This window comes from Paracoccus denitrificans, assembly GCF_900100045.1.
Classification (GTDB): Bacteria; Pseudomonadota; Alphaproteobacteria; order Rhodobacterales; family Rhodobacteraceae; genus Paracoccus; species Paracoccus denitrificans.
This window is the reverse complement of sequence record NZ_FNEA01000023.1, coordinates 54,850-73,949: the sequence shown is the minus strand read 5'-3', so window position 1 is coordinate 73,949 and position 19,100 is coordinate 54,850. Positions and strand designations below refer to the sequence as shown.

General features: G+C 68.7%; 18 protein-coding genes. 6 read left to right on the top strand and 12 right to left on the bottom strand.

Annotated features, from left to right (window positions below; translation table 11 throughout):
- The 9 genes from acs to BLT64_RS18820 form a co-directional block, all read right to left on the bottom strand.
- The coding region (gene acs / locus BLT64_RS18860) for an acetate--CoA ligase (protein ID WP_074810581.1) at positions 1-1,949 on the bottom strand (1,949 nt) is incomplete at its 3' end.
- Between the two features lie 287 nt (positions 1,950-2,236).
- Complete coding sequence (locus BLT64_RS18855) at positions 2,237-3,151, bottom strand: FAD:protein FMN transferase (protein ID WP_011750443.1); 915 nt, start codon at positions 3,149-3,151, stop codon at positions 2,237-2,239.
- Complete coding sequence (locus BLT64_RS18850) at positions 3,148-3,723, bottom strand: nitrous oxide reductase accessory protein NosL (protein ID WP_011750444.1); 576 nt, start codon at positions 3,721-3,723, stop codon at positions 3,148-3,150. Before BLT64_RS18850 ends, BLT64_RS18855 begins: the two co-directional genes overlap by 4 nt.
- Positions 3,720-4,544, bottom strand: coding sequence for an ABC transporter permease (locus tag BLT64_RS18845; RefSeq protein ID WP_011750445.1), 825 nt, complete (start codon positions 4,542-4,544; stop codon positions 3,720-3,722). Before BLT64_RS18845 ends, BLT64_RS18850 begins: the two co-directional genes overlap by 4 nt.
- Positions 4,541-5,440, bottom strand: coding sequence for an ABC transporter ATP-binding protein (locus BLT64_RS18840; protein ID WP_011750446.1), 900 nt, complete (start codon positions 5,438-5,440; stop codon positions 4,541-4,543). Before BLT64_RS18840 ends, BLT64_RS18845 begins: the two co-directional genes overlap by 4 nt.
- Positions 5,406-6,737 (bottom strand): nitrous oxide reductase family maturation protein NosD, encoded by a 1,332-nt coding sequence (locus BLT64_RS18835; protein ID WP_011750447.1) that lies wholly within the window; start codon positions 6,735-6,737, stop codon positions 5,406-5,408. Before BLT64_RS18835 ends, BLT64_RS18840 begins: the two co-directional genes overlap by 35 nt.
- 5 nt (positions 6,738-6,742) lie before the next feature.
- Positions 6,743-8,701: a TAT-dependent nitrous-oxide reductase gene (nosZ, locus tag BLT64_RS18830; protein WP_011750448.1), complete on the bottom strand. Its 1,959-nt coding sequence runs from the start codon at positions 8,699-8,701 to the stop codon at positions 6,743-6,745.
- 17 nt (positions 8,702-8,718) lie between these two features.
- Positions 8,719-10,899, bottom strand: coding sequence for a NosR/NirI family protein (locus BLT64_RS18825; protein WP_011750449.1), 2,181 nt, complete (start codon positions 10,897-10,899; stop codon positions 8,719-8,721).
- The gene (locus BLT64_RS18820) at positions 10,896-11,306 is read right to left on the bottom strand and encodes a hypothetical protein (protein WP_011750450.1); all 411 of its coding nucleotides are present in this window, start codon (positions 11,304-11,306) and stop codon (positions 10,896-10,898) included. Before BLT64_RS18820 ends, BLT64_RS18825 begins: the two co-directional genes overlap by 4 nt.
- 336 nt (positions 11,307-11,642) lie before the next feature.
- Between BLT64_RS18820 and BLT64_RS18815 the strand changes: the two genes are divergently transcribed.
- Both BLT64_RS18815 and BLT64_RS18810 read left to right on the top strand, forming a co-directional pair.
- Positions 11,643-12,086: a pseudoazurin gene (locus tag BLT64_RS18815; protein WP_011750451.1), complete on the top strand. Its 444-nt coding sequence runs from the start codon at positions 11,643-11,645 to the stop codon at positions 12,084-12,086.
- 158 nt (positions 12,087-12,244) lie between these two features.
- The gene (locus tag BLT64_RS18810) at positions 12,245-12,517 is read left to right on the top strand and encodes a DUF6522 family protein (protein WP_011750452.1); all 273 of its coding nucleotides are present in this window, start codon (positions 12,245-12,247) and stop codon (positions 12,515-12,517) included.
- A 66-nt stretch (positions 12,518-12,583) separates the two neighbouring features.
- Here BLT64_RS18810 and ric read toward each other — a convergent pair whose 3' ends face one another.
- Genes ric through BLT64_RS18795 form a run of 3 tightly spaced genes read right to left on the bottom strand, consistent with a single transcriptional unit; the run spans position 12,584 to position 15,301 of the window.
- Positions 12,584-13,249 carry an iron-sulfur cluster repair di-iron protein gene (gene ric / locus BLT64_RS18805; RefSeq protein ID WP_041530665.1) on the bottom strand — a complete coding sequence of 222 codons (666 nt, stop codon included), beginning with the start codon at positions 13,247-13,249 and terminating at the stop codon, positions 12,584-12,586.
- Positions 13,242-13,835, bottom strand: a complete 594-nt coding sequence (locus BLT64_RS18800; protein WP_011750454.1) for a UbiX family flavin prenyltransferase — start codon at positions 13,833-13,835, stop codon at positions 13,242-13,244. The genes ric and BLT64_RS18800 overlap by 8 nt, the downstream gene beginning before the upstream one ends.
- The gene (locus BLT64_RS18795; RefSeq protein ID WP_011750455.1) at positions 13,832-15,301 is read right to left on the bottom strand and encodes a UbiD family decarboxylase; all 1,470 of its coding nucleotides are present in this window, start codon (positions 15,299-15,301) and stop codon (positions 13,832-13,834) included. Before BLT64_RS18795 ends, BLT64_RS18800 begins: the two co-directional genes overlap by 4 nt.
- 120 nt (positions 15,302-15,421) lie before the next feature.
- On the opposite strand from BLT64_RS18795, the gene ubiT reads away from it, so the two are divergent.
- Genes ubiT through BLT64_RS18775 form a run of 4 tightly spaced genes read left to right on the top strand, consistent with a single transcriptional unit; the run spans position 15,422 to position 19,078 of the window.
- The gene (gene ubiT / locus BLT64_RS18790) at positions 15,422-15,955 is read left to right on the top strand and encodes a ubiquinone anaerobic biosynthesis accessory factor UbiT (RefSeq protein WP_011750456.1); all 534 of its coding nucleotides are present in this window, start codon (positions 15,422-15,424) and stop codon (positions 15,953-15,955) included.
- Positions 15,955-16,947, top strand: a complete 993-nt coding sequence (gene ubiU / locus BLT64_RS18785) for a ubiquinone anaerobic biosynthesis protein UbiU (protein ID WP_041530457.1) — start codon at positions 15,955-15,957, stop codon at positions 16,945-16,947. Before ubiT ends, ubiU begins: the two co-directional genes overlap by 1 nt.
- Positions 16,948-16,949: 2 nt before the next feature.
- Entirely contained in the window at positions 16,950-17,840 is an 891-nt protein-coding gene (gene ubiV, locus BLT64_RS18780) for a ubiquinone anaerobic biosynthesis protein UbiV (RefSeq protein ID WP_011750458.1), read from the top strand.
- Positions 17,841-17,863: 23 nt separating this feature from the next.
- A complete protein-coding gene (locus tag BLT64_RS18775) occupies positions 17,864-19,078 on the top strand; it encodes an NnrS family protein (RefSeq protein ID WP_011750459.1) in 1,215 nt (404 codons plus the stop codon).
- Positions 19,079-19,100: the final 22 nt, after the last annotated feature.

The following is a 19,100-nucleotide window of genomic DNA, read 5'->3' as shown; positions in this document are numbered from 1 at the left end:
CGGTTCATTCTGTTTTCGATGAGTTGGTCCACGACGCCCGGGTCTGCGAGCGTGGAGATGTCTCCGAGGGCGCCGAAATCGTCCTCGGCGATCTTGCGCAGGATGCGGCGCATGATCTTGCCCGAACGGGTCTTGGGCAGGCCCGGCGCCCATTGGATCAGGTCGGGCTTGGCGATCGGGCCGATCTCGGTGCGCACCCATTTCTCAAGGTCGGCGCGCAGCTCGTCGCTGGGCTCGACCCCGTTCATCAGCGTCACATAGGCATAGATGCCCTGGCCCTTCAGCGGGTGCGGATAGCCCACCACCGCCGCCTCGGCCACCTTCTCATGCGCCACCAGCGCCGATTCCACCTCGGCCGTGCCCATCCGGTGGCCCGAGACGTTGATCACGTCGTCCACCCGCCCGGTGATCCAGTAATAGCCGTCCTCGTCCCGCCGGCAGCCGTCGCCGGTGAAGTAATAGCCCGGATATTGCTGGAAATAGGTCTCCATGAAGCGCTGGTGGTCGCCCCAGACCGTGCGCATCTGCCCCGGCCAGCTGTCGGCGATGCACAGCACCCCCTCGACCCCGTCGCCCTCCTGCACCGCCCCGCTCGAGGCATCCAGAACCACCGGCCTGACCCCGAAGAAGGGCAGCGTCGCCGAGCCCGGCTTGGCCTCGATCGCGCCGGGCAGCGAGGTGATCATGTGACCCCCGGTCTCGGTCTGCCACCAGGTGTCGACGATCGGGCAGCGCCCCTTGCCCACATGCCGGTCGTACCAGACCCAGGCCTCGGGGTTGATCGGCTCGCCCACCGTGCCCAGCACCCGCAGGCTGGACAGGTCGTGCTTCTCGACCCATTCCGGCCCCTGCCCCATCAGCGCCCGGATGGCGGTCGGCGCGGTGTAGAACTGGTTGACCCCGTGCTTTTCGCAGACCGCCCAGAAGCGGCCGGCATCCGGCCAGGTCGGCACGCCCTCGAACATCAGCGTCGTGGCGCCGTTGGCCAGCGGGCCGTAGACGATATAGCTGTGCCCCGTCACCCACCCCACGTCGGCCGTGCACCAGAAGATGTCGCCGTCCTTGTAGTCGAAGACGTATTGATGCGTCATCGCGGCATAAAGCAGGTAGCCGGCGGTCGAATGCACCACGCCCTTGGGCTTGCCCGTCGAGCCCGAGGTATAGAGGATGAACAGCGGGTCCTCGGCATTCATCGGCCGCGGCGGGCAATCCGGGCTGACCTGCTCCATCATCGCCAGCACGTCCACGTCGCGCCCGTCGATCCAGCTGGTCTGGTCGCCGGTATGCCTGACCACCAGGCAGCGCACCCGGTCCGAGCAATGCAGCAGCGCCGCGTCGGTATTCGACTTCAGCGCCGTCTTGCGGCCGCCGCGCGGCGCGGTGTCGGCGGTGATCACCAGCTTGGCGCCGCTGTCGTTGATGCGGTTGGCCAGCGCGTCGGGCGAGAAGCCGGCGAAGACGATGGAGTGGATGGCGCCGATCCGCGCGCAGGCCAGCATGGCATAGGCCGCCTCGGGGATCATCGGCAGGTAGATCACCACCCGGTCGCCGCGCATCACCCCCTGGCTCAGCAGCACGTTGGCGAAGCGGTTCACCTTTTCCGACAGTTCCGCATAGGTGATGTGGCGCGCCGGCTGGTCCGGGTCGTCCGGCTCGAAGATGATCGCGGCCTGGTTCGCGCGCCCGGGCAGGTGGCGGTCGATGCAGTTGACCGAGGCGTTCAGGATGCCGTCCTCGAACCACTTCACCGAGACCTGGCCCATGGCGAAATCGGTGTTCTTCACCCTGGAATAGGGGTGGATCCAGTCCAGCCGCCTGCCCTCGCGGCCCCAGAACCCGTCAGGGTCCGAGATCGATTCGGCATACATGCGGGCGTAATCGCCAGGCTGGACCAGGGCATCCCCAAAACCCGGCGGAATCGGATGTTTCCCAGAAGTTTCAATGGTCATGCGCGCCTCCTCTACTCGCGACAGGGGTCGGTTCGGGACGCCCACACCCTCCTCAAGGTGCCGCAACGGACATCGGAAAACCGATTGCGACGAATGTTAATCAAACTTTTCATTTCCAGTAAATCATTTTTTTTCAAAGATTTTTTTGTAAATAAATTGACGATAAGATCGCTGTTTTTGTAAAATATTCACAACCCCGTCAGAATTCCGGCCCCAGGCGGGTACGGGACATGCGAAAGCCGCCACGCAGCCATGCGCGGCGGCATCAAGGCCCGGCGGGCCTGTGGCTATGCCTGGCGCTGCGCGGCTTCCAGCCGGGTGCCGTCGAACCTGTCCAGCAGCGCACGGATCTCCTGCAGGTCCGCGGTCAGGCAGGCCGCCGTGGACAGCGCATCGGCCAGACCCGCGCCGGGGGCCGAGATGCTGACCGCGCGCCAGACCGGGCGGGCCGGCGCACCGCTCAGCGGGTCGAGGATATGGCCGTCGCGGCCCGCCTCGTCGAAGCTGGTGCCCAGCGGCGCGGACGTCGCCAGCGCCCGGGCGCGCAGGCCCACCGCGCCGCCCTCGGCCAGCCGGACCGGCCAGTCGCGCCCATCGGGCCGGCCGCCCAGGGCCCGCAATTCGCCGGTATCGATCAGAATGTCGCCCAGCCCCTCGGCCTCAAGCAGCGCGGCGACACGGTCGGCGACATAGCCCTGCCCGATGCCGTTCAGCGTCAGGGCCATCCCCGGCTCCAGCGTGATGCGCGCCGCGTCCAGCCGCACCCGATCCCAGCCCGTCCGTGCCAGCGCATCGCGCCGCTCCTCGGGCGTGGGACGGCGGCCATTCACGGCGGCCTCGGCCCAGAGCGACCAGAGCGGCTGCACGGTCGGGTCGAACAGCCCACCGCTGGCGCGATGCACGGCGCCGGCCAGCGACAGGCAGTCGAGCAATTCAAAGGGCGGCGCATCCAGCACGCCGTCGCGGTTCAGGCGCGCAAGCGCGCTGCCGGGGCGATAGAGGCTGAGGATGTTTTCCAGCCGGTCGATCTCGGCCAGGCAGCGGGCGGTGATCGCCCCGGCCTCGGGGTGGTCGATGCGGATCGAGGCGCGGGCGCCAAGCGCCTGCCCGACCCAATGCCTGCCGGGCTGGGCGCGCAGCCCCGCGGGCAGCAGCGCGACGGCGGCGGTGATGGTCAGAAAGCGACGGCGGGACAGGCTCATGTCGCGGGCTCCTTGGGTTGGCTCAGCGCGCGCAGGCGGTTCAGGAAATCGGCCTCGGTGCTGCTGTCGGGCACGGTTTCCTCGGGCGCGAGCACCATTTCGTCGGGGATCGCGTCCAGCCGCATCACCTGCCCGCCCTGCGCGGCGACAAAGGTTTCGGCGGCCTCGCGGCTGGAAAAGGGCACCGCCTCGGGCGCCCCCATGCCCCCGGCCTGGGCCGAGCCCATGACGAAAAAGGCGTCCGCGGCGTCGATCCAGTTGCCCTGCCCGGGATCGTCCCAGGTGGCGCCCGGCTTGCCCATGTCGTTGACCTGGATCGCCAGGATCGGATGGCTTTGCTCCGGCATCCGGGCATAGGCGATGGCGTCGCGAACCTGGCTGAAGAACAGGGGCGTGCCGGGCATCCCCTCCAGATGCACCTGGGCCTTGGGGCCGGGATGCTCCAGCAGGTTCATCTGGCAGAAATGGCCGAGTGTCTGGGCGTTCATCTCGACCGGCGCCGTATCCTGCGCCACCTCCTCGCGGCAGGCGACAAGGCCCAGCAGCAGCACCAGCAGCAACGCATGTCTCATGGCGTGACCTTTCGGAATGCGGCGATGGCAAGGCCAAGCGCGGCCAGCGGCCAGACCAGGACCGACAGAGCCGATTGCCAAAGCGGGATGGTCGCGGCGGCCCCGCCCACGCCGGCAGCGGCAGCGGTGGCCTGGGCGGCCGAGAGGTTGAACAGGCGGAAGGCGTCGGCAGGGTTCGCAAGCAGCGCGACCGGCAGCACCTCGGTGGTGAAGCCGCCGCCGCCATCGGCGACGATCAGCGCCAGCAGGCCCAGGTCGTAAAGCACCACCAGCCCCAGCCACAGCCCGACCGCCAGTCCCGCCGCGCCCGAGGGCCGCCGCGCGATGCTGGAAAGCGCGTAGCCCGCGCCCAGGAAGGTCGCGCCCAGCAGGGTGGAGCTCCACATCAGCCGCCACAGCGCCGGCAGCCCGGCCGTCGAGGCCGGATCGGTCCAGACCGCCGCCAGCGCGGCGGCGCCGTAGCCCGCGCCGACCGCCAGCGCCAGGATCGCCATATGCGCGACCAGCTTGCCCGCCAGAACTTCGGCCCGTGCGACGGGATAGGTCAGAAGCAGGGGCAGCGTGCCGCGCTCGACCTCGCCGGCGACGGCGTCGAAGCTCATCAGCAGCGCCAGCAGCGGCACCAGATAGACGGCCAGCGAGGTCAGCGAGGCCACGACGACCGACAGCCGGTCGGCGCCGATATCGCCGGTGGGCGCGGCGCCTGCCGCCGCCAGCACCAGCGCAAAGACCACCATCAGGCAGGTGGCGATGGCCACCCAGCGGTTGCGCAGCGCGATGCGGAACTCCAGCGCCGCGGTGGAAAGGATGCGGCGGATCATTGCCCGTCCCTCCGGCTGAAATGGCTGTAGATGTCTTCCAGGCTGGGCGGGATCACGTCCAGATCGGCGACCTGCGCGCCCAGCCCGGCGATGCGGGCCAGCAGGCCCAGCTTTTCGTCCTGCGCGCAGGCCAGGTGCAGCATGCCGTCGCCCGCCAGCCGCGCCTGCGGCAATGCGGCGGCCAACGCCCCGGCCGCGCCGTCGGCGGGCGTCACGGTCAGCCCGACCGGCAATGCCGCGCGGCGGCGCAGCTCGGCCAGCGTGCCCTCGGCCACCAGCCGGCCCTGCGACAGGATCAGGATGCGGTCGGTGCGGGCCTCGACCTCGGTCAGCACATGCGAGGACAAGAGGATCGCCGCCCCCTCGGCCGCGAGCCCGTCCAGCAGCGCATAGAAATCGCGCCGCGACACCGGGTCCAGCCCCGAGGTCGGCTCGTCCAGCACCAGCAGCCGCGGTCGCCCGATCAGGGTCTGGGCCAGGCCGACGCGCTGGCGCATCCCCTTGGAATAGGTGCCGATGCGGCGGCGCGCGGCCTTGGCCAGCCCGACCCGCTCCAGCAGTTCCATGGCCCGGCGCGGGCTTTCGCCGCGCAGCGACAGGTAATGGCGGATCTGCTCCTCTCCGGTCAGGGCGGGATGGAAGGCGGCGTTTTCCGGCAGATAGGCCACCTGCATGCGGGCCTGGGACGAGCCGGGCGCGGCGCCGCAGACGCGCACCTCGCCAGCATCGAAGGGGATCAGGCCCAGGATGATCTTCATCATCGTGGATTTGCCCGCGCCGTTATGGCCCAGCAGCGCGACGCGCATGCCCGGCCCGAGGTCCAGCGAGACCTCGGCCAGTGCCTCGACGCCCTGGAAGCGCTTAGTGAGACGCGAGATCGTCAGGGTCGATGTCATCGTAATTTCCTTTTGCCCAACGCCCGGCAGCCTCGGCTTCGTAAGCCTCGATCTCGGGCGGGACGGGGATGGTCAGGGGCCGCATCAGGGGCGCGCTGTCCTGGACGCCGCCCGGCAGGGTGGCGGGAAAGCTTTGCTGGCTCCAGCGGATCAGCTGCACGGCGGGGGCGCCGGTCAGCAGCGCGGCGGCCGGCTGCGACCACAGGATATGGTCCATCAGGTCGTTGGGGCGATAGACGCCGTCGGCGATGCCGTCGCCGTTCAGGTCGAAGCCCGGATGGTCGGACCAGAAGTTGCCGCGCCCCTCGTGGCTCCATTCGATATGGCGGGTGCCCACGTATTTCACCTGCTCGCGATTGCCGATGAAGGCGTTGCCGCTGAGTACGTTGCGCTCGGACCCGGCGGTGAAATGGATGCCGATGCCGCAATCCTGGAAACGGTTGTCCCAGATCAGGTTCTTGTGCGCATTATAGATGAACAGGCATTTCTTGGTGCCGCCGCGGATCAGGTTGCCGGTCACGTCGGCATTGTTGGCATAGTTCAGCATCAGCCCGTGCTCGCGGTCGCCCAGGCTGCGGTTGTCGCGGATCACCGCCCGGTCCGAGAACATGATGGCAAAGCCCAGATGGTTGCCGATGCTGACATTGCCCGACACCTCGGTGTTGCGGGTATACATGAAATGCACGGCAAAGCGCAGGTCGCGAAACAGGTTGTCGCGATAGAAGCTGTCGGCGCTGGCATTCGAGAAGATGCCGTCGCGGCCATAGCGGACGGAATTGCCCTGGACCAGCGTGCCGGGGCTGTTCCAGACATAGATGCCGTTGCCGCGTTCGTTCATGCGCGGATCGCGGGTGCCGATGATCTCGTTGTCGACGACCTGGGCGTCGCGCCCGCCATGCACGTCGATGCCGTGCATGTTCTCGGTCAGCCGCAACTCCCGCACCTGCGCCCGGTCGGCGCCCTTGACGATCTTGACCCCGGCATCGAGATCCTTGTTCGCCATGCCCGAGCCGGTAACGGAAAAGCCGCGCAGCGTCACGTCCGGCGCGGCGACGGTGACGACCGTGCCCTGGCCCTGCCCGTCCACGACGGCGGCGCGGGTGCCGGTGATGGTCAGCGGCCGGTCGATGGTGACGGGGCCGGCATGGACCCCGTCCCGAAGCCGCAGCACATCGCCGGGGGCAGCCCCGGCGATGGCATCGGCAAGGCTGCCCTCGCCCGGCGCCACGGCATGCTCGACCGCAAGCGCGGGCCAGGCAAGCAGAAGGGCGAGGACAGGGGTCAGCAGGCTGCGCATGGGACTCAGGCCTCCTTCGGCTCGACCAGCATGCGGCCGCGCATCTCCATGTGCAGCGCATGGCAGAACCATTGGCAATAATACCAATAGACCCCGGGATTGGCGGCGACGAAGGTGACCGAGCTGGTCATCTGCGGCCCGATCTCCATGGCGACGCCGTAGTTGCCCATGGTGAAGCCATGCGTCAGATCGTCGATCTCGTCCAGGTTGGTGACGATCACCGTGACCTCGTCGCCCTCCTTGACGGTAAAGCTCTCGATCGAGAAGCTCGGCGCCACGCTGGACATGTAGACCCGCACCTTGTTGCCGTCGCGGATCACCTCTTCGGTCCAGTTGTCGATGTCGACGCCATCGGCCTCGGCCTGAGCGCGGGTCTCGGCCCACATCGGGTCGTTGCGGTCCCAGACCGACTTGATGTCGGACAGGATCGAGGGGTGCACGGCGATGGCGTCGTGCGGCTCGGCAAAGGTGGGGCCGTCATGGACCAGCACCATCTTGTCGCCCGAGATGTCGATCAGCTGGTCGTTCTCCGGCTTCAGCGGCCCGACGTTCAGGAAGCGGTCCTTCGAGAACTTGGACAGGCAGACCAGCCAGTCGTTGGTGGCGTCCAGCGTCTCGCCCATCACGGTCTTGAGGTGGCCGGGCTGGTAATGCACGTCCAGCTTGTCCTTGATCGGGTCGACCTTCTCGCCGGCATAGGCGCGGATGGCATCCTCGATGTTCCACTTGACCACCTGGCTGTCGAGGAACAGCGAGGTATAGGCGTTGCCGCGCCCGTCGAAGGCGGTGTGCAGCGGGCCAAGGCCCAGTTCCGGCTCGGCCACCACGGCGCTGCGCGGATCGGCGTTCTCATAGAACACCGCGTCGAACCGGGTCACGTCCAGCACCGTCACCGTGGGCGACAGCTTGCCCGCGACGCACAGGTGCTTCTTGTCCGGCGCCATGTTGCAGCCATGCGGGTTGTTGGCGATGGGGATATAGCGGGTGAACAGGCTGCTTGCCTCTTTCCGGCCATCCACGACCTTGACGCCGTTCAGTTCCTGATAGTCGCCGGCAGCGATGGCCTTTTCGATCTCGGCGATGTTGAAGACGACGATATGGTCCATCTCGGCCGCCGTCATCTCGGGCAGGGTCATCCCCTTTTCCGAGTTGTAGGAGGTCGAAAAGGCCCATTTGCCCTCGTAATCGGCATCGCAGTTGTCCAGGTTGCCCGAGACGAGCACCTGCCAGGCGACCTCCCACTTGTCGGCATCGACGGCGGTGAAGACGTTCACGTAATTCGCCACGTCCTCCATGTTGGTGCCGTCGTTGACCAGCGGCGTCTCGTCCTCGCCATTGCAGAAGACATAGTTGCTGCGCGGCCATTTCTGCGGCCGCAGGCCGTGGATGCCCTTGGCGTTGGGGATCTCCAGGATGGCGTCGCATTTCATCACGTCGCAGCGCACCCGCGCCACGCGGGTATTGGCCTTGTCGTTCATGAACAGGAAGCGGCCGTCATATTTGCCCTCGGTAAAGGACATGTGGACGTGGTGCAGGTCGCCGTTGTCGTGGATGCGCTTGCCATTGGCGGCAAGGAACTTCTTCGTCCGCTCGCTCATGGTGCGCTCATGGATGCGCAGCGATTCGTTGGTCTGGCCCCAGCCGGTGGCCGAGCAGCGGTTGAAGACCGGAACCCGCATCAGCTCGCGCATCGAGGGAATGCCAAGGATGCGCATCTCGCCGCTCTGGCCCGAGGACCAGAAGCCGTAGTAGTCGTCCAGTTGCCCCGGCGCGACCGAGCCGTCGCCGCTGGCGGCCAGCGCCGCACCACTGCCGGCGACGGTCGCGACCCCCGCCGTGCCCAGGCCGAGCGCCGCCGGCCCCAGCGCCAGCCGTCCGCCGAACGCGCCGGCCACGGCCGCGCCCCCGGCTGTCGCGCCCAAAAGCGCGCGGCGGCTGAGACCCTTTTCCTGTTTCGATTCCATGATCGAACTCCTTCTGGTTAAGCTTCAATCTTGCGGGCGGCGTTGGGATGGCCGGCCGGTGGCTGGCCCAGCTTGGGCATGCTGCCGGCGGCCACGGCCTCGCGCCGCTTCAACTTCTTGATGACCACCGGGCAGGTGGTTTCGGACTGGTAGAGCACCTGGCAATGCAGGCAGTTGATGCATTCGTTGGGGTTGATCTCGCCCGTCGGATGGATCGACTGGACCGGACATTGCCGGGCGCAGGTCTGGCAGGGATTGCCGCATTCGTGATAGCGCTTGAGCCAGTCGAACATGCGCATCCGGGCCGGGATCGCCAGCGCCGCGCCAAGCGGGCACAGATAGCGGCAATAGAACCGCTCGACGAACAGCCCCGCGATCAGCAGCGCCGCCGCATAGGCCACGAAGGGCCAGGCGCGGATGAATTTCAGGATGATCGCGGTCTTGAAGGGCTCGACCTCGGCCAGATGCTCGGCCTGCTCCACGCTCATCAGCGAGACGCCGAAAAGGCCGAGGAAGATCATGTATTTGACCGGCCACAGCCGCTCATGCAGCCCCCAGGGCAGCGTCCATTGCGGGATGCGCAGCTTGCGGGCGACCTGGTTGGTCAGCTCTTGCAGCGCGCCAAAGGGGCAAAGCCAGCCGCAATAGGCCCCGCGCCCCCAGAAAAGCAGCGCCGCGGCCACCGCGAACCACAGGATGAAGGTCAGCGGATCCAGCAGGAAGGCCTGCCAGCTGAAGCCGTTCACCAGGCTGCCGAACAGCGCCATCAGGTTCACGACCGACAGTTGCGCATTGGCATACCAGCCCAGAAAGACCAGCGTCACGGTCAGGTATGCCATGCGGAAGACATAGAAGGCGCGCTCGTAGCGGGTCGTGAAGCTTTGGAAGAAGAACACTCCGGTCAGCACCAGCAGCATGGCGGCAAGCCCGGCGATCTTGGGCTTGGAATCCAGCCAGATGCGTTTCCACAGCTGCGCCTGGGCCTGGCTCTCGTCCGCCTGCGCCGCGGGTGCGGCGGCCTCGGGCGCCGGGGCGATGCTGCGCAGGTATTTCTGCGGCAGTTGGTAGCCCAGGTCGAAGGTATGGAACACCTTCTCGATCGGCCCGACCTCGCGCTGCACCAGCAACTGGATGCGAAAGGGTTTCGCGGGGTCGAAGCCCGAGGCGGCCGGGATCTTGAACAGGTCCATCTCGGTGAATTCCGGCGCGCCCTCGGCGGCGATGGCGTTCATCCGCCGGTGGTCGCGGTCGCGGAAACGGACCGAAACGTCGTCCTGGATCAGCACGATGCGGTCGAAGATGCCGCCGCGGACATAGCCCGAGCCCTTGAAGCTGTAGAGCCCGCGCCCCATCACCGCGATGGCTTGGTCGCCCGGCGCCAGCCAGCTTTTCAGGTTCGCATCCTGCGCCGGCCCCAGAAGCGCGCCGCCGATGGCGGGGACCGAGACCAGCCCGGCCTGCATCTCGATGAAGGTGGTCTCGGGCGCCTGCGTCAGCGCGCGTTCGGCGGCGCGGGCGTCGGGGTTGGCGGCAAAGGCCGCGTTCACCTGGCCGACATCCAGCGACAGCCGGCGCAGGGTGCCGTCGCCCTCCATCTCGTGCCAGTCGGCGGGTGGGACGGCCTCGGGGTCGATCTCGAATTTCGGGCCGGCCGCCACGGTTTCGGGGGCAAGGCCGCCAAGACCCAGCGCACGCGCGACCTTCAGGCCCGAGCGCACGATGGAATCGTCGATCACCATTACCGTGACCGTGGCGCCCGAGATGATCTCGACCTCATGCGCGGTGCCGCCCGACTGCGCCTCGGCCACCAGATCGAGGCCCCTGTAGCCCTCGACCAGCGCCTTGACCTTGGCTTCGGGGATGCCGATCAGCACGATGGGCTCGGAATGCTTGACCAGCCGGACGCCGGCGACCTTCGCATCCTCGTCCAGCGCGACCAGCGTATGGATGGGCTTGCCGGAATAGCCGGTGGTGCCGACGAAATCCGAGGTGACGAAGGCATCGGCGACGGTCTCGCCGCCCTTCAGCACCGGCGCGACGGCCAGGTCGGCCCGGATCGGCCCGAACCCGTCGGCGCCGGGCACCAGTTCGGCCGCGTCCTGTTCGGGCAACAATTGCGCCAGCACGCTTTCGGCAGCCGCCGGCAGCGCGGGAAGCAGCAGCGACGCAATCGTCAGGACAAGGCGGAGGATCTTCATGCTCGGGCATCCCTGGCAATTGCCCGGATCCCGCGCATCGGCTGGCGCGGATCGACCGCATCAGGCGAAGGACGGTCGCCCGCAGGCGACGGGACCGCATGGGTCCAGGCAGAGGAGAAAGACGGAGGGCCGCGCACCTGCACCAGAAGGGGCCGGCCCGCGCCGCGCACCTGCGCCGCCGCAAGCCGCGTGGCCTGGGGCAGCCAGCGGCCCGGCGCGGCCGGCAGTTGCGGCTGGGGATCGGCGGTCAGGGCAGGCGGGTGGCAGACCGGGCAGTCGCGGCATTCCTGCGGGGCGGGGTGTTCATTGCCTTCGGCATCCAGCCAGATCGTGGCGGCATGGCCCTCGGCGCAAATGGCGACCTCCTGCAAGGGCCCGCTCATCGCCGCTGCGATATGGGCGGGCATCGCCGCACCCGTCCCGACCCATCCCGCAAGCAGAAGAAGGAGAATCGCGGCGAAGGCGACAAGGCCCTGGGCCCGTTTATGGATCGCGCGGCAGCACATGGCCCTTCTCTAATGCCTTTGCCGCATCCCGGACGTTGACTTAGGTCAAGCAAAACGCAGTGACGCTGGGGCAAGCCGGCCCGGGAGGGGCGATCGTCCCGACCCTGCGACAATCTGTCAGGCCGAGTGGCCGAGTTTTTTCCTCGGTATTTGACAATTCTCAAGCCCCGCGGCCCGGAAAGGCCCTAGGACGGGGCGACGGGCGGGCGTTCCGCCCTGACTACCAAGGAGAACACGATGTTCCACAAATCCCTTGCCGCAGCCGCAGGCGCCATGCTGGCGCTTGGTCTTCTTGCCCCCGCCTTCGCCGCGACCCACGAGGTGCACATGCTCAACAAGGGCGAATCGGGCGCCATGGTCTTCGAGCCGGCCTTCATCCGCGCCGAGCCGGGCGACGTGATCAACTTCATCCCCACCGACAAGAGCCACAACGTCGAAGCCATCAAGGAAATCCTGCCCGAAGGCGTCGAGACCTTCAAAAGCAAGATCAACGAAGCCTATGCGCTGACCGTGACCGAGCCCGGACTTTACGGCGTGAAATGCACCCCGCATTTCGGCATGGGCATGGTCGGGCTGGTGCAGGTCGGAGATGCGCCGGAAAACCTCGACGCCGCCCAGACGGCGAAGATGCCCAAGAAGGCGCGCGAGCGCATGGATGCCGAACTGGCGCAGGTCAACTGAGCCGGCACCGGCCTTACCGCCGACAGGGGAACGGGCGCGGCGCGACGGGATCGCCCGCGCCCTGTTCTTGACCAAGATCGGGTGCAGCCGCGATTGCGCCATGGCAAAACCCCTGGCGCATGCCCATATGCCAAGCATGGCGTCCAGGGGGAAATCGCATGGACATGAACAGGATCGACTTGACCGAACAGGGCTTTGTCGTCGAGGCGCAGGAACTCGCCTCGGCCTTCGGGCTCGAGCCCGGCCGCGTGCCCGGACTGCTGCGCGAGAACCGCATCACCACCCGCTGCGAGACCGGCGAGGGCGAGGATGCCGGGCGCCATCGCCTGACCTTCTTTTTCCAGGGCCAGGCGCTGCGCCTGACCATCGATGCCACGGGCACGATCCTGAAGCGCGCCCGCTTCGACGTTCCAACGCGCAGCAGCGCCTGAAACCGGGCCGCGGGCGCCTTCGGATCGCCGAAAGCCCCGGCAAGCCCCGACGCCGCCCGCCATGCCTCAGGCCGCAAGCACGCGCGGGAACAGCACCTCCTCCTCCAGGTGGATATGGGCAACCACGTCGTCGCACAGCTTGCGCAAGCCGGTATAAAGCGCCGTCCATGAACCGCAGGCGCCGACCGGCAGGGTCAGGCCATGGGTGACATGCTCGATCCGGCGCAGCAGTTGCCCGGTATCCTCATGCTCGGCCTGCATGACCCGGATCGGCCCGGCCAGCATCGCACCGGCGCCTTGCAGGATGGCGGGGAACAGCACGGTCTCTTCCTTGGACATATGCAATTCCAGATCGTCGCGCAGCGCGACCAGCGCCTCGGTCAGGCCCAGCGGCGCCTCGTCATGGTCGCCATGCACCATCTCGACCCGCTCGGCCAGGCCGATCAGCCAGCCCAGTTCCTCGCGATGGGTATCGTGATAGCGCGTCAGGATATGGTCGATCAGCGCCGGGGTTTCGGCCGGCGCGTCGCGCCCGGCGCGGTCGATCAGCGATTGCAATTCGGCGGTCAGCGCCGGCAGGTCCATGCCGGCCTTGGCCGCCGCGTCGGCCAGCGTGGCATTGCCGCCGCAGCAAAAGCTGATGCCGGCGCGGCGGAACACATCGGCGGCGCCCGGAAGCCGGGCGGCGATGTCCCCGACGATACTGTCGGGCGCAAGGGTGATGTCAGTCATGTTGATCTCCTCCATGGGGGGCGGGTCGAGCGGGGGCCCAGGCTTGGGCCAGTGGCGGGCCGAGGCGCAACAGATCGACCGCGCGGGCGGCGATCTGGGCGGTGGCTTCGGCCAGGCTTTGCGGGCGCAGGTAGAAGGCCGGCACCGGCGGCAGGATCACCGCACCCATCCGGGTCGCGGCCTGCATGTTTTCCAGATGCGCCAACGTCAGCGGCGCCTCGCGCGCCAGCAGCACCAGCGGCCGGCGTTCCTTCAGCTGCACGCCGGCGGCGCGGGTCATCAACCCGTCGTCGAAACCATGCGCGATGGCCGCGAGGCTGCGCATCGAGCAGGGCGCGACGATCATGCCCGCGACCGGGCAGGAGCCCGAGGCGATCCCGGCCCCCAGGTCGCGCTGGTCATGGACGCGCGTAGCCAGCGAGCGCAGGTCGGACAGCGCCACGGCGCCGACCTCTTCGGCCAGCGTTCGTTCGGCCATGGCAGAGACGACCAGGTCGATTTCCGCCCCGAGCCGGGCCAGCGCGCGGGCGCAATCCAGCGCCAGAACCGCGCCCGAGGCACCCGATACGCCCAGCACCACCCTCATGGCAGCACCGCGTCGAGCAGCGCCTCGGCCCGCGCCTCGTGCTTAGGGTCCAGTTGCATGACGCGGCCCCATTCGCGGGCGGTCTCGGCGCCGATCTTGGTGGTGGCGTCCAGCCCCAGCTTGCCCGCCAGCCCCTCGACGGGCGAGGCGAAGTCAAGGTAATCCATCGGCGTGCGGTCGATCAGCATCACGTCGCGGCCGGGGTCCATCCGGGTCGAGATCGCCCAGGCGATGTCGTCCCAGCTGCGCACGTCGATGTCGCGGTCCACCACCACGACCAGCTTGGTATAGCTGAATTGCGGCAGCATCCCCCACAGCGCCATCATCACCCGCCGCGCCTGGCCGGGATAGCGCTTGTCGATCGCCACCACCGCCATGCGATAGGAACAGGCGGCGGGCGGCAGCCACAGGTCGGTGATCTCGGGGATCTGGGCGCGGATCACCGGCAGGGCCAGGTCGTTGAACACCTCGCCGATGACCGAAGGCTCATCGGGCGGCCGGCCGGTCACGGTGGACAGGTAAAGCGGATCGCTGCGGCAGGTGATGCGGCTGACGCGCATGACCGGAAAGGGTTCGACGGCGTTGTAATAGCCGGTATGGTCGCCGAACGGTCCCTCGGGCGCCGTCTCGCCGGGATGGACCCAGCCCTCGACGATCACTTCGGCGCGGGCGGGCACCATCAGCGGCACGGTCTGCGCTGCGACGAGTTCGCTGCGCGCACCGCGCAGCACGCCGGAAAAGCCCAGTTCCGAAACCGTCTCGGGCAGCGGCAACGCGGCGGCCAGCAGCAGCGCCGGATCGGCGCCAAGCGCGATGGCGACGGGCATCGGCTCGCCCGCCCGCGCCCAGCTGCGGTGATGCGCCGCCCCGCCGCGATGCGCCAGCCAGCGCAGGATCAGCCGGTCGGGCGCCAGCACCTGCGCGCGATAGACGCCGAGGTTGTAGCGGGTCAGATCCTCGGTCCGGCTGTCCTGCGGCCGGGTCAGTACCACCGGCCAGGTGATCAGAGGCCCGCCATCCCCCGGCCAGGGCGTCTGCACCGGCAGCGAATCGAGGCCGGGCAATTCCTCCTCCTGCACCGGGCCGTGGCGCAAAAGCCTGGGCCGCGTCGCCAGCGCCGCGCGCAGCATCGGCCAGCGCGACATGGCGTCGCGCATGCCCTCGACGGGGGCCGGGCTGCGCAGCGCGGCCAGGAACTCGCCAAAGCCCGCGATCTCGTCCGGCTGCAGCCCCAGCCCGGCCGCGACCCGCGCCCGCGTGCCGAAAAGATTGGCGACAACGGGAATGCGCGCCCCCTGGGGCCGGTCGAAGCGCAGCGCCGGGCCGCCGCGGCGCAGGCAGGCCAGTTGCACCGCGGTCATCTCGTGGCGCAGCGACACCGGCTCGGCGATGCGGGCAAGCTCGCCCCGCGCCTCTAGCCAGGACAGGAAGGCCCGCAGATCGGGAAACGAGGGAAGACTGCGCATCGAAGGCTCCGGCAAGCCCGCGGCCGGCGGGCGTCATGAAGCAAAGGCTAGGCGGGAATTTCCTCGGCTGATTTGACGAATATCAATCACAGCGCCGATTGACCGGCCTAGACCCGGGACATGACCCAGCGCCCCACCCTGCCGCCGCTTCTGATGCGGCTTCCGCCCCCGCCGCTTGCCCGCCCGGCCCTTGGCCTGGCGCTGACGGCGTTCCTGCGCCGGATCGCCGCGAAAAAGCCGGCGATCCTGTCGCGGCTCGGCCCCTACGCCCAGGCACGATTCCTGCTTGATGTCAGCGACGCGCCGTTCCTGCTGTTGATGCAGCCCGAGGCGCGGCGGCTGACCGCCCATGCGCGCCATGCGCCCGAGCCCGGGCATGACGCCGCGATCCGCGGCGGGCTGGCGGCATTCCTGGCCATGCTGCACGGCGCCGAGGATGGCGATGCGCTGTTCTTTTCCGGCGAATTGCAGATCGGGGGCGACACCTCGGCGGTGCTGGCGCTGCGCAATGCGCTGGACGACGCCGAACTGGACCTGACCGAGGAACTGGCGGGGCTGTCCGGCCGGCCGCTGGACCGCTGGCTGCGCCGCGGCTCGGCATTGGTGGCGCGCAAGAGCGGCCTGATTCTGTCCCGACAAGAGGTGATGCCATGATGGAGCTGGTCTGCCCGGCCGGAACCCCGGCGGCGCTGCGCGCGGCGGTCGATGCGGGCGCGCATACGGTCTATTGCGGCTTTGCCGACGAAACCAATGCCCGCAACTTTCCCGGGCTGAACTTCAGCCGCGAGGAACTGGCCGAGGGCGTGGCCTATGCCCATGCGCGCGGCGCCAAGGTGCTGGTGGCGATCAACACCTTCCCGCGCGCCGGAGACCAGGTGCTGTGGCACCGCGCCGTCCGCGACGCCGCCGATCTGGGCGCAGATGCGGTGATCCTGGCCGACCTGGGCCTGATCGCCCATGCCGCCGAGGCCCATCCCGGCCTGCGGCTGCACCTGTCTGTGCAGGCCGCCGCCGCCAATCCCGACGCGATCAACTTCTATGCCGAGGCTTTCGGCATCCGCCGCGTCGTCCTGCCGCGCGTGCTGTCGGTCGAGGAGATCACCGCCATCAATCGCGAGATCGACGTGGAAACCGAGGTTTTCGTCTTCGGCGGGCTTTGCGTCATGGCCGAGGGACGCTGTTCGCTGTCCTCCTATGCGACCGGGCTTTCGCCTAACATGAACGGCGTCTGCTCGCCCGCAAGCCATGTCGCCTATGCCGATGTGGCCGGCAATCACGAGGCGCGGCTGGGCGATTTCCTGATCCACCGCACGCCCAAGGGCATGCCTGTGCCCTATCCGACGCTGTGCAAGGGCTGCTTCACCTCGCCCGACGGCAAGGGGGACAGCCAGACCGGCCATATCTTCGAGGACCCGGTCAGCCTGGACGCGACCCGCCTGATCCCGGCGCTGCAAAAGGCCGGGGTCAGCGCCCTGAAGATCGAGGGGCGGCAACGCTCGCGCGCCTATGTGGCGCAGGTGGTGCGCGCCTTCCGCGCCGCCGTCGAGGCCGCCGACCAGGGCGCCCCGATGCCCGAGGGACTGCTTGCGCGGCTGACCGAGGGCCAGGCCGCAACCACCGGCGCCTATGCCAAGACCTGGAGATGACCATGGACCTGACCGTCGGCCCCATCGCCTTTTTCTGGAGCGCGGAGCAGGTCCGCGCCTTCTACCGGACTTTGGCCGACACCCCCGTTCAGCGGGTGGTGATCGGCGAATGGGTCTGCTCGAAGCGCCTGCCCTTCTGGCAGCACGAAATCCCCGCCGCGGTCGAGGTGCTGCTGGCCGCCGGCAAGGAGGTGGCGCTGTCAACGCTGACGCTGATCACGCTCAAGCGCGAGCGCCGGCAGACGGCCGAGCTGTTCGCATCCGGCCTGCCGGTCGAGATCGCCGATCTCAGCGCGCTGAAGCACCTGCCCGAAGGCGCGCCCTTCTGGGTCGGCCCGACGGTCAACGTCTATAACGAGGGCACGCTGGAATGGCTGGCGGCGCGGGGCGCGCGGCGCATCTGCCTGCCGCCGGAGCTGCCGCTGGAATCGGTCGCGCAACTGGCCCGCGCCGGACAGCAGGCGGGCGTCGCGGTCGAGGTCTGGGGCCATGGCCGGGCGCCGCTGGCGATCTCGGGGCGCTGCTATCACGCGCGGCTGCACGACCGCGCCAAGGACAGCTGCCAGTTCGTCTGCGCCGAAGATCCCGACGGCCGCACGGTCGAGACGCTGGAGGGCCAGCCCTTCCTGACCGTGAACGGCGTGCAGACGCTGAGCTATACCCATATGAGCGTGGCGGGACAGGTCGACCCCCTGCGCGAGGCCGGCGTCGGCGCGTTGCGGCTGTCGCCGCAGCCGGGCGACTTCGCGGCCGTGGCCCGGCTTTACGCGTGCCTGCTGGAAAGCGGGCTTTCCCCCCGCGACGCTTTGGCCGACTTGCGGCGCATCCAGCCCGGCGCCATCTTTGCCCAAGGGTTCCTCGAGGCGCGCCCCGGCGCCGCCCCCTGCCCCTGATCCATTTCTGACGGAGACGCGCGATGTCCACCTCGGAGCGCATGCGCAACTATCACGGGCCGGTGCTGCTGAGCCACGGCTTCCGGGCCTTCTTCCTCATCTCGGCGCTTTGGGCCGCGCTGGCCATGGCGATCTGGGTGGCCATGCTCGGCGGGGCCGAGATCCTGCCCCTGGCCTTCGATCCGTTCAGCTGGCACGCGCATGAGTTCCTTTTCGGCTATCTGGGCGGGGTCATCGCCGGCTTCCTGCTGACCGCGGTGCCGAACTGGACCGGGCGGCTGCCGGTGATGGGCATGCCCCTGGCCGGGCTGGTCGGGCTGTGGCTTCTGGGCCGGGTTGCCGTCGCCGTCTCGGCGCTGGTCGACTGGCGGCTGGTCATGCTGATCGACCTGGCCTGGGTCCTGTCGCTGGCCGCCTTCCTGGCACGCGAGATCCTGCGCGGCCGGAACTGGCGCAACCTGCCGGTGCTGGCGCTGCTGGCGCTGTTCACCGCCGGCAACGCGCTGTTCCACATCGAGGCCGCCCGCGGCGACCCGGCCTTTGAGGGCATGGGCATGCGGCTGGGACTGGCCGCGGCGCTGATCCTGATCGCGCTGATCGGCGGGCGGATCATCCCCAGCTTTACCCGCAACTGGCTGGCGGCGCGGGGCGCGAAACACCTGCCTGCGCCCTTCGGCCGCGGCGACGGGCTGGTGCTGGGCCTGACGGTCGTCACCCTGGCGGGCTTCGTCGCCGTGCCCGAGGCGCCGGCCATGCCCTGGCTGATGCTGGCCTGCGGCGCGGCGCATCTGTGGCGGCTGGCGCGCTGGCAAGGCTTGCGGACCGGGGCCGAGCCGTTGCTTTGGGTGCTGCACCTGGCCTATGCGCTGCTGGCATTGGGTTTCTGGGCCGAGGCGGCGGCGGGCCTGGACCTGATCGCGGCGGCACCGGCGCGGCATGTCTGGCTGGCCGGCGCCATCGGCCTGATGACGCTGGCGGTGATGAGCCGGGCGAGCCTTGGCCATAGCGGCCGGGCGCTGCATGCCGGACCCGGCACCACGGCGCTATATCTGGCGCTCATCGGCTCGGTGGTGCTGCGGCTGCTGGCCGGCTTGCTTCCGGCACAGGTCTGGCTGCTGCACCTGTCGGGCACGCTCTGGCTTCTGGCCTTCGGCGGCTTCGCGCTGCTTTACCTGCCGGTGCTGGCCCGGCCGCGCGTCGCGAAAAAGCCGCTTTCGGGCGCAAGGCACGCGGCCTGAGCCACAATGCGAAAAGGCCCGG

What these genes read in the sequence shown, in the direction of transcription:
- BLT64_RS18855 (WP_011750443.1), bottom strand. Translation starts at nt 3,151, where the DNA reads ATGAGCCTGTCCCGCCGTCGCTTTCTGACCATCACCGCCGCCGTCGCG.
- BLT64_RS18850 (WP_011750444.1), bottom strand. Translation starts at nt 3,723, where the DNA reads ATGAGACATGCGTTGCTGCTGGTGCTGCTGCTGGGCCTTGTCGCCTGC.
- BLT64_RS18845 (WP_011750445.1), bottom strand. Translation starts at nt 4,544, where the DNA reads ATGATCCGCCGCATCCTTTCCACCGCGGCGCTGGAGTTCCGCATCGCG.
- BLT64_RS18840 (WP_011750446.1), bottom strand. Translation starts at nt 5,440, where the DNA reads ATGACATCGACCCTGACGATCTCGCGTCTCACTAAGCGCTTCCAGGGC.
- BLT64_RS18835 (WP_011750447.1), bottom strand. Translation starts at nt 6,737, where the DNA reads ATGCGCAGCCTGCTGACCCCTGTCCTCGCCCTTCTGCTTGCCTGGCCC.
- nosZ (WP_011750448.1), bottom strand. Translation starts at nt 8,701, where the DNA reads ATGGAATCGAAACAGGAAAAGGGTCTCAGCCGCCGCGCGCTTTTGGGC.
- BLT64_RS18825 (WP_011750449.1), bottom strand. Translation starts at nt 10,899, where the DNA reads ATGAAGATCCTCCGCCTTGTCCTGACGATTGCGTCGCTGCTGCTTCCC.
- BLT64_RS18820 (WP_011750450.1), bottom strand. Translation starts at nt 11,306, where the DNA reads ATGCCCGCCCATATCGCAGCGGCGATGAGCGGGCCCTTGCAGGAGGTC.
- BLT64_RS18815 (WP_011750451.1), top strand. Translation starts at nt 11,643, where the DNA reads ATGTTCCACAAATCCCTTGCCGCAGCCGCAGGCGCCATGCTGGCGCTT.
- BLT64_RS18810 (WP_011750452.1), top strand. Translation starts at nt 12,245, where the DNA reads ATGGACATGAACAGGATCGACTTGACCGAACAGGGCTTTGTCGTCGAG.
- ric (WP_041530665.1), bottom strand. Translation starts at nt 13,249, where the DNA reads ATGACTGACATCACCCTTGCGCCCGACAGTATCGTCGGGGACATCGCC.
- BLT64_RS18800 (WP_011750454.1), bottom strand. Translation starts at nt 13,835, where the DNA reads ATGAGGGTGGTGCTGGGCGTATCGGGTGCCTCGGGCGCGGTTCTGGCG.
- BLT64_RS18795 (WP_011750455.1), bottom strand. Translation starts at nt 15,301, where the DNA reads ATGCGCAGTCTTCCCTCGTTTCCCGATCTGCGGGCCTTCCTGTCCTGG.
- ubiT (WP_011750456.1), top strand. Translation starts at nt 15,422, where the DNA reads ATGACCCAGCGCCCCACCCTGCCGCCGCTTCTGATGCGGCTTCCGCCC.
- ubiU (WP_041530457.1), top strand. Translation starts at nt 15,955, where the DNA reads ATGGAGCTGGTCTGCCCGGCCGGAACCCCGGCGGCGCTGCGCGCGGCG.
- ubiV (WP_011750458.1), top strand. Translation starts at nt 16,950, where the DNA reads ATGGACCTGACCGTCGGCCCCATCGCCTTTTTCTGGAGCGCGGAGCAG.
- BLT64_RS18775 (WP_011750459.1), top strand. Translation starts at nt 17,864, where the DNA reads ATGTCCACCTCGGAGCGCATGCGCAACTATCACGGGCCGGTGCTGCTG.